6 protein-coding genes are annotated in these 9195 nt (G+C 71.7%); 3 read left to right on the top strand and 3 right to left on the bottom strand.

Annotated features, from left to right (window positions below):
* The 3 genes from IT355_16690 to lon form a co-directional block, all read right to left on the bottom strand.
* A partial coding sequence (locus IT355_16690) for a hypothetical protein (protein ID MCC7054912.1) occupies positions 1-267 on the bottom strand: 267 nt, incomplete at its 3' end.
* Positions 264-1025: a cytochrome b/b6 domain-containing protein gene (locus tag IT355_16685; GenBank protein MCC7054911.1), complete on the bottom strand. Its 762-nt coding sequence runs from the start codon at positions 1023-1025 to the stop codon at positions 264-266. The genes IT355_16685 and IT355_16690, both read right to left, overlap by 4 nt.
* A gap of 149 nt (positions 1026-1174) precedes the next feature.
* Complete coding sequence (lon, locus tag IT355_16680) at positions 1175-3745, bottom strand: endopeptidase La (protein ID MCC7054910.1); 2571 nt, start codon at positions 3743-3745, stop codon at positions 1175-1177.
* Between the two features lie 379 nt (positions 3746-4124).
* Between lon and IT355_16675 the strand changes: the two genes are divergently transcribed.
* From IT355_16675 to IT355_16665, 3 genes are read left to right on the top strand one after another with little or no spacing between them, the layout of a single operon-like run.
* Complete coding sequence (locus tag IT355_16675; GenBank protein ID MCC7054909.1) at positions 4125-6137, top strand: serine/threonine protein kinase; 2013 nt, start codon at positions 4125-4127, stop codon at positions 6135-6137.
* 19 nt (positions 6138-6156) lie between these two features.
* Positions 6157-8373: a serine/threonine protein kinase gene (locus tag IT355_16670; GenBank protein ID MCC7054908.1), complete on the top strand. Its 2217-nt coding sequence runs from the start codon at positions 6157-6159 to the stop codon at positions 8371-8373.
* A 53-nt stretch (positions 8374-8426) separates the two neighbouring features.
* Positions 8427-9173 carry a DUF4397 domain-containing protein gene (locus IT355_16665; protein ID MCC7054907.1) on the top strand — a complete coding sequence of 249 codons (747 nt, stop codon included), beginning with the start codon at positions 8427-8429 and terminating at the stop codon, positions 9171-9173.
* Positions 9174-9195: the final 22 nt, after the last annotated feature.

The following is a 9195-nucleotide window of genomic DNA, read 5'->3' as shown; positions in this document are numbered from 1 at the left end:
GCGCGCCCCCGCCGGCGGCACGCCGCCGGTGCGGGCCAGCGATCCGTCACCCAGCAGCCAGCGCTCGAACTTCTCGTTCTGCTGCGTGGCAAACGTCAGCAGCTTCTCCGCCGATCCCGGGCCCGGGCTGTTGCACGCCGACAGGATCGACGCGCCGATGCCGAGTGAGGACAGCCGCATGAACGCGCGCCGGTCCAGCCGCCCACTGGCACGCGCACGCTCCACCGCCTCGTCGGCACGGCGCAGGATCTCACGGTGCGGCGTCATGGCGTATCGTCGGCCTGTGCCGGGGCAAGGTTGATGAAGGGCCGGGCATTGCGGCGTTCCGGCGACCAGCGCTCCGCATCGTAGCCGCCGGTCGTCATCGCGCGCAGCGCATACGGATCCACCGCGAACACCATCACCACGTGCACCACCACCAGCAGGCCCAGGCCCAGCATCGCGGCGAAGTGCCACCAGCGGGCCCAGTGATAGCCACCCATCGCCGCCGCCAGCCAGCCGAGTGACACCGGCTTCCAGATCGCGACACCGGTCACCACCGACACGATGCCCAGCACGATCATGGCGGAGTACGCGAACTTCTGGAGCGCGTTGTGCTTGCCCTGATGCGGGTGTCGCATGCGCAGGCCAAGGTAGAAGTGCGCCATCTGGATCGCATCGCGGACGTCGCCGCGGAGCGGCATCAGAGTGCGCCACTCGCCGCGCAGCCAGAGGTGGCCGAGGTAGAGCAGGCCGTTGGCCACCAGCAGCCACATCATCGCGAAATGCCAGTGCCGCGCGCCGCCCAGCCACCCGCCGAAGGTCAGGCTGGCCGGGGCCGGCGTGCCGTTCCACGGCCAGAGCGCAAACGTGCTGCCCTTCGGCGCAAATGATGGACTGGCATTGAAGATGCGAAGTCCCGAGCCTGCCATCACGCACAAGGCGAGGGCGCTGACCCAGTGCGTGATCCGCGCGATCGGGTGGTGCCGCGCACGGCGGTTCGGCGCGGCCGGAGGGTCGCGCGGGACGATCTCGGCTGCAGGCATGCGGCGAGGCTGGGAGTCTGACGACACGATCCGCAACCTACCGCGAGCCCCGTCGTGCAGCGCCTCACTCCCGGGGCGTGGGACGCCCGCGCCCGCGGCGTCCCACGCAGTGCCCCTGCGTCGAGGCTGGTGCCGTCAGTGATCGGGCATCAGAGCGACGCCAGCTCGCGCTCGATCACCCGCTCGACATCGCTCTGCGGCACCAGCGCGACCTTGAGCACCTCGTCCAGCGTCTGCACCGGATGGAACGTCAGCTCCTGGCGCACCTCTTCCGGCACGTCCTCGAGGTCGGCCTCGTTGGCCTTCGGGATGATCACGTGCTTGATCCCGGCGCGATGTGCGCCCAGCACCTTTTCCTTGATCCCGCCGATCGGCAGCACGCGGCCGCGCAGCGTGATCTCCCCGGTCATGGAGACGTCGCGGCGCACAGGGCGGCCGCTCATCTCGCTGACCAGCGCCGTCGCGATCGCGATGCCGGCGCTCGGGCCATCCTTCGGGATCGCACCCGCCGGCACATGGATGTGTGCCTCCACCGCGCCGAGGCGGCTGGCCGGAATGCCGAGTGACGCCGCGTTGTTGGTGGCGAAGGTGAATGCGGCGCGCGCACTCTCCTTCATCACGTCGCCCAGCTGGCCGGTCAGGATCAGCGACACGGGGCCGCTCACCCCCAGGCCGTCGGTGATTGTCTCCACCGCCGACTCAGCCACCCCGGGACGCTGCACGGACTTCGTGCCCGGACGGCGCACCGACGCCTCGACGAACATGATGTCACCACCCATCGGCGTGTAGTACATGCCGTTGGCGATGCCCACCGAGTCGGTGTCGGCGATCTTCTCGGGGTGCACGCGCGGCCGGCCGAGCAGGTCGCGCACGGCGGCGCTGTCGAGGACCGTCGGCACCGTCTCCGCCTCCGCGCCACCCGCTGCCAGCTTGCGCGCGACCTTGCGCGCCACCGCGCCGATCTGGCGCTCCAGCTGCCGCACGCCCGCCTCGCGCGTGTACTGGCTCACGACGGTCATCACCGCATCGGGCGTGAGCGTGATCCCCGCGTGCTTCAGGCCACTCTCGTCGAACTGGCGCGGCACCAGGTACTGCGTGGCGATCCCCGCCTTCTCCTTCTCGGTGTAGCCGCTGAACTCCACCACCTCCATGCGATCCAGCAGCGGGCCCGGGATGTTCTGGATGAAGTTCGACGTGGCGATGAAGAGCACCTCGCTCAGGTCGAACGGCACGCCCAGGTAGTGGTCGGTGAAGCTGTTGTTCTGCGCCGGGTCCAGCACCTCCAGCAGCGCACTCGCCGGGTCGCCCTGGAAGCCGGTGCCAAGCTTGTCCACCTCGTCCAGCAGGAACACGGGGTTCCGCGTGCCGGCCGCCTTCATCCCGTTGATGATGCGGCCCGGCATGGCGCCCACGTAGGTGCGGCGATGGCCTCGGATGTCGGCCTCGTCGCGCACGCCGCCGAGCGCGATGCGCACGTACTCGCGCCCCAGCGCCCGCGCGATGGACTTCGCGATCGAGGTCTTGCCCACGCCCGGCGGGCCGTTGAACAGCAGGATCGGGCCGCGCGCCATGGCGCGGGCCTTCGCCTCCTTGTTGTCGGTGATCGGCGCGGCGTCAGCGGGCACGGCCTCGTCGTCCGCCACGACCTTCGTCACCGGCAGCTCGCCCGCCTGCTGCAGCTCCGCCTCCAGCTGCTTCGCGCGCAGCTGGCGCACGGCCAGGAACTCGAGCACGCGGTCCTTCACGTCGCCCAGGCCGTAGTGATCCTCCTCCAGCACCGTGACGGCACGCGGCAGGTCGAGCTGGTCGTCGCTGCGCGTGTTCCACGGCAGTTCGGCGATCGACTCGAGGTAGGTGCGGATCACCTGCGCCTCCATGCTCTCGCGGCCGGCGCGCTCGAGCCGGCCGAGCTCCCGCTCGACCTCCTTCTGCGCCTCCTTCGGCAGCTCCAGCTTGCCCAGCTTCTCGCGCAGCGCCTCGACTTCCTTGCTCGAGTCGTCGTCACCCAGCTCCTTCTGGATCGCCTTCAGCTGCTCGCGCAGGAACATCTCGCGCTGGCGGTCGCCCAGCTCCTCCTGGACCTGGTTCTTGATGTCCTCCTGGGCCGAGAGCATGCCGATCTGGCGCTGCACGTGGACCAGCACGCGGCGGATCCGCTCCTCGACGCTCAGCGTCTCGAGCAGCGCCTGCTTCTGCGGCACGTCGACGTCCAGGTAGCCGGCCACGAGGTCGGCGAACCGGCCCGGCTCGGTCACGCTGTCCAGCACCTGGTGCACCGCCTCCTCGGGGAGGCCGCGCTTCTCGCCCAGCTCCGTCGCGCGCTCGCGGGTCTCGCGGTGCAGCGCCTCGAAGGCGGGATCCTTCGGGTCGATCGGCTCCATGTCCAGCGTGGGCACGATCGCCGCCGAGAGGAAGCCGTCGGTCTTGAGGAACTGGAGCGCCGTGGCGCGGGTCTCGCCCTGCAGCAGCAGCTGCACGCCACCCAGGCCGCGCTGGATCTGGCCGATCCGCGCGATGACGCCGGTGGTGTAGAGGTTGTCGCCCGTCGGCTCCTCCGACGTGTCGCGCTGGGCGACGGCGAAGACGAGCCGGTCGCCCTTCAGCGCCGTCTCGATCGCCCGCAGTGTTCCCGGCCGGCCCGCCGCGATGGGGGCGGTGAGGCCGGGGAAGATCACCTGCCCACGGAGGGGCAGGACGGGCAGGGTCTGACGGTCAGCCATCGGGTGGCTCTCTCGGACTGGCGGGCCACCTGGCAAGGTGTCCCGGACATGATACGGACGCGACCGGCGGTGCTGTTGGCCGGTGCCCTTGCCAGGGCCACGGTCCACGAGAGCCGGATGCGTCTCCTGTCCTCACCCGTTGCAAGCCACAGGCGCGCCCGCCGTGCCAAGTCGGCACCCCCGTCCAAACTTTTCCGGCCGGTCTGGCGTATGGGGTGCCATGTGGTCAGCCCGGCGCTCCTGCCGTGGTGCATTCCGGTGCGCGGTCCGCGGCGCCGGACGGTGCCCGGGAGCGCCGGACCCGGCCGCGACTCCTACGGGTGGTCCCGGGATGCTATCCTACGCTGAACGTAATTCTGTCCCTTTTCGCCGGCCCAACGTGCCTGACCCGGTAGATGCCACCGCCGACACCGAGCTGTTGGCGCGAGTCGAGCGCGCCCTCGCCCCTCAATACGAGGTGGAGGGCGAGCTCGGTCGCGGCGGCATGGGCATCGTGTACCGGGCGCGCGACACGCGCCTGAAGCGCACCGTCGCCGTCAAGCTCCTCCCGCCGGAACTCGCCTACCGCACCGAGATCAAGTCGCGCTTCCTGCGCGAGGCGGAGATGGCGGCCCAGCTCGCGCACCCGAACATCGTGCCGATCTACTCGGTGGATGAGAAGGACGGGCTGGTCTACTTCATCATGGCCTGCGTCGACGGCGACAACCTCGGCAAGCAGATGGCCACCCGCGGCCCGCTGCCGGTGGCCGACGTCCGCCGCATCATGCGCGAGGTGGCCGGCGCGCTGGCCTTCGCCCATGCGCGCAAGTTCGTGCACCGCGACATCAAGCCCGACAACATCCTGATCGACAAGGATGACGGGCGCGCGATCGTGACCGACTTCGGCATCGCGCGCGCCGTGCAGGACGGGGCCGAGACACGGCTGACCGCCACCGGCATCGCCATCGGCACGCCCGCCTACATGTCACCGGAGCAGTGCGCCGGCGAGCGCGAGATCGATGGCCGCGCCGACCTCTATGCGCTCGGCACGCTCGGGTACCAGATGCTGGCCGGCCGCCTGCCGTTCGAGGCCAACAGCACGCCGGCATTGCTCGTGAAGCAGCTCTCGGAGAAGCCGCTCCCGATCGTCGAGCGTCGTCCCGACACGCCGCCCGATCTCGCGGGCATCATCATGCGCCTCCTGGAGAAGGAGCCGTCGGCGCGCTACGCCACGGCCGACGAGCTGACGGCGGCGCTGGACGGCCGCATCTCGTCGGGGTACCGCGCCCCCGCACCGGTGCGCCCCGCGGCGCCGCTGGTGGGTCAGGCCCCGCAGCCGGCCTGGGTGTACGGCGGCGCAGGGCAGGCCACCGGCGCAATGGCTGCCGCGCCGGCCTACGGCGCCCAGCCGTCCTACGTCGAGGCCACCGCCGACGAGGTGGCACGCTGGTATGCGCCGCAGGTGGTGAAGTTCCGCAAGGGACTGGCGCCGTTCCTCACGGCCACCGGCGTCACGCTGCTGATGAAGATGCTCAACGTCGGCGACCTCACCTTCATCCCGGCCTTCTGGTCGATCGGCATCGCGATGGGCTATGCGAAGCTGTGGCAGGCGGGCTACGACTGGCGCGACGTGTTCAAGCAGCAGCGGCACGTGCTGCTGGCCGACGTGATGTCGGAGAAGGCAGAGGACGTGGCGGCGCTCTGGGACCCGAACAAGCGCAACATGGTGCGAGAGCGCCAGCGCCTGCGCCTGCAGCAGGGCACCGGCGGGTCGCTCTTCTCGGCCACCGACCGCCTCGCCTCCGAGGATGGCACGCTGCCCGCCGGCGTCGTGCCCGGGGCGGCCGTCGACGACCGCAACCGCTACGGCACCTGGCTCGACGCGGTGCGTGACGGCGTGAGCGACCGGGCCGAGATCCAGCGCATGTACGAGACGCTGCCGAAGGCGGAGCGGGGCATCGCCAGCGGGATCCTGTCGAAGTCCGAGGAGTTGCTGAACGCCGTGAAGGCCGAGGCGGCACAGCTCGCGGACCTCGACCGGAACGCGGCCGCACTGCCCGACGTGGGGCGCATCGAGAGCGAGATCGCGATGCTCGAGGCCCAGGCGAACCCGCTGGAACGCGGCAGCGAGGAGCGCGTGCGCCGCCTGGCCAGGCTGCGCCGCGAGGGACGGCTGGCATCCACCGAAAAGGCGCGGCGCGAGCGCTCCACCGATCGCCTCGAGCGTGCACGGGCCGCCCTGCGCTCGATCCGCTTCGACCTCGTCAAGCTGCGCACGGGTGCGACCCCGGGCTCGGCGGCGCAGGTGACGCAGCTCGCCGAGCGCGCGCAGGAACTGGCACGTGATGTGGACGCCGTGCTCGCCGCCGTCGGCAGCGAGAAGGCGTCGCGCACGTCGCCGGGCACGCGCTGAGCGCGGCGCCGCGCGCCCCATGACCGCGCCCGCCGCGTCCGGCAGCGACGCCCTGCGCGACCGCCTCGCGGCGGCACTCGCCCCCGCCTACACCGTGGAGGCGGAACTCGGCCGCGGCGGCATGAGCGTGGTGTACCGGGCCCGGGACGTGCGCCTGCGGCGCGACGTGGCGGTGAAGGTGCTCCCGCCGGAGCTGGCGTTCGTGGCGAACGTGCGCGAACGGTTCATGCGCGAGGCGCAGACCGCCGCGCAGCTCACGCATCCGCACATCGTGCCGATCTACGGCGTCGAGGAGCGCGACACGCTGGTCTGGATCGTGATGGCGCTGGTCGAGGGCGAGACGCTCGGCGATCGCCTCGCCCGGGAGGGACGAGTCGATGGGCCGGAGACGGAGCGCATCCTGGGGAGCGTCGCCGACGCCCTGGCGTACGCCCATGCGCATGGCGTGATCCATCGTGACATCAAGCCGGACAACATCCTCATCGAGCGCGATTCGAAGCGCGTGCTGGTGACCGACTTCGGGATCGCGCGTGCCGCCGAAGGGGATGGCCGACTGACGCTCACCGGCGTGGCCGTCGGCACGCCGACGTACATGAGCCCCGAGCAGGCGATCGGCGAGGGGGAGGTGGACGGGAGGACGGACCTCTATTCGCTGGGCATCGTGGGATACCAGATGCTCGCGGGTGCGCCGCCGTTCGTCGCCAACAGCACGCCGGCGCTGATGCTGAAGCAGGTCTCGGAACCGCTGCCGCCGCTGGCGGCGCGCGCGCCATCGGCGCCGCTGGCACTGGTGGCCGCGATCGAGCGTGCGCTGGCCAAGAAACCCGCCGACCGCTGGCCGACGCTGGCCGACTTTGCGTCGGCGCTGCGGAATCCGCGCACCGGGGCTGCGGCGGCGGTCGACCCGGTGCGCCTGCCGCCCACGCCGCCGGTGATCGGCGTGCCGGCGATGTCGAGGCCCGCGCGGGGGGCGGACGACCCCGCACCGCGCTCCGCCCCGCCGCCGCGCGAGGCGCGGCCGCTGGCCCCACCGCCGTTGCGTCCGCCGGGCCTGCCCGTGCCCCCGCGGCCTCCCGTGCCGCTGGCCGGCGCGAATGCGGTGCCAGCGTGGGTGTACGGTGCGAGCGCAGACGCGAAGAGCATCGCGCTCCAGGCGCAGACGTTCCGGCGGCACGCGAAGAGCACCTTCGCGACGCTCGCGTTCCTGGGCATCATCAACGGGATCTGGGACGGATTTCCCTGGATCGTGTTCCCGGCCTTCGGCATGCTGATGGGCCTGAGCGCCCGCTGGCGCCCGCTGGGGGATGCCGGCCTGTCATTCTTCGACGTGATGCGCAACGACCGCGCGCTGGAGAGCGCCGGTGTCGAGGGCACGGTGCCGGCGACACTGTTCAGCAACAGCCTCGCCGGACGCGCGCGGCGGTTCGCGCGGCGCATCAAGGTCGCGGCGGTCGCGGCGGGCACCGCGGTGGTGTCGCTGGTCGTCGGCAGCACGTTCGAGATCCAGGCACTGATCCCGGTCATGCTCGGCGGCGGCGCGGTGGCGCTCGTCTCGGCCGTCAGCGCCATGCGCGCTGCGCGCCCGCTGCGGCGACTCGGCTTCCGCCGCCGGGACCTGCTCAACGGCACCTGGCGCGACAGCGAGGCGGCACGCTCGGCGGGCACGGCGTTCCGCCTGCGCGAGGAGGAAGTGTCGCAGCTCGCGCCGCCCGACGTGGTGATGAGCGCGTACGGCGAGCGGCTCCGGCTGGCGGTGGACGACCGCACCGCCATCCGGCAGCAGATGGCACGGCTGGACGGCGGCGGCAGCTCCGTCATCCCGGACATGCTCCCCACCGTGAATGCGCTGGTGCAGCGCATCGCGGAGGTCTGCGGCGCGCTGCACCAGCTCGACCGCGACATGGGCAGCGCCACCGACGGCTCGCTCGACGGTCGCATCGCCGAGTTGCGCATGCGCGGCGTGCCCGATTCCGATGCGACACTCTCGCTGCTGTTGCGCCAGCGGCAGTCCATCGCGGATCTCGAGGGGCGGCGCACCAGCCTGCGTGCGAAGCTGGAGAGTGCATCGCTGCGGCTGCAGGGCCTGCGCCTCGACGTGCTGCGGCTCGGGTCGTTGGGCCTCGACGTGCCGCAGGTCCGCTCGGATGTCGGCATGGCGACGGAGCAGGCCCAGGCACTCTCGCGCGATCTCGCGTATCTTCTCGAAGGGGCCCGCGAGGCTGACCGCGTCTCCTGACGGCCGGGTCGCGCGCGGGAACATCCGGCCCACGGATCCGGTCTTCACACAACATGACGCGCCCATTCCTGACCGCAGCGGCACTGCTGCTGCTCACCGCCTGCGCCAGCGACGACACCGCCGGCCCCGACCTCACCGATGCGCGCGTGCGTTTCGTGCACGCGCTGGCCGACACGTCGGCCGTGGACTTCCGCATCAACGCCACGCTCAACGCCTCGCAGACGGCAGTGCCGTACGGTGCCGCGTCGGCGTACCTGTCCGTGAGCGCGGGCACGCTGGCGTTCGCGGTGCAGCCGTCGCCCAGTGAGTCAGCGGACAAGCCCCGGTCGCTTGCCTCCCTGAACCAGATCCGGGTGTCGGATGGCGCCAGCCTGACGGTGCTGGGCGCCGGCCAGGCGCGGGACACGGTGAGCGGTCGTGCGGCGGCGCTCTCCGCGTATGTGGACGACGTCACGCAGCCGGCGGGCGGCCAGGCGCGGCTGCGGGTGATCAATGGCGCCGCCGATGCCGATGGGCTGGATCTCTACGTCACGCCAGCCGGCGGCGCGGTCACCGGCACGCCCACCTTCGCCGGCGTGGACTACCGGAGCACGCTCACCACCGTGATGGCGCCCGGCTCCTACACGCTCACGCTCACGGCGCTGTCGGAACCGGCGACGGTGCTGGCAACGGGGAGCATCACGCTGCCCGCCGGGGGGGCGCAGACAGTGGTGGTGGTCGGCTTCAGCGGCACGCTGCCCTTCGGCGTGCCGGTGGCACGCCGCATCGGCTTCGTGACGATGGTGAACCGCGCGCCCTGAGCACGCGGCGCGGCTGCCTCAG

It is taken from the genome of Gemmatimonadaceae bacterium (genome assembly GCA_020851035.1).
In the GTDB taxonomy this organism is placed as follows: domain Bacteria; phylum Gemmatimonadota; class Gemmatimonadetes; order Gemmatimonadales; family Gemmatimonadaceae; genus JACMLX01.
The sequence above is the reverse complement of the archived record's forward strand: the minus strand, read 5'-3'. Positions and strand labels throughout refer to the sequence as shown.

Excerpts from the sequence above, each read along its gene's own strand:
- IT355_16685 (MCC7054911.1), bottom strand. The coding sequence starts at position 1,025 with ATGCCTGCAGCCGAGATCGTCCCGCGCGACCCTCCGGCCGCGCCGAAC.
- IT355_16670 (MCC7054908.1), top strand. The coding sequence starts at position 6,157 with ATGACCGCGCCCGCCGCGTCCGGCAGCGACGCCCTGCGCGACCGCCTC.
- lon (MCC7054910.1), bottom strand. The coding sequence starts at position 3,745 with ATGGCTGACCGTCAGACCCTGCCCGTCCTGCCCCTCCGTGGGCAGGTG.
- IT355_16665 (MCC7054907.1), top strand. The coding sequence starts at position 8,427 with ATGACGCGCCCATTCCTGACCGCAGCGGCACTGCTGCTGCTCACCGCC.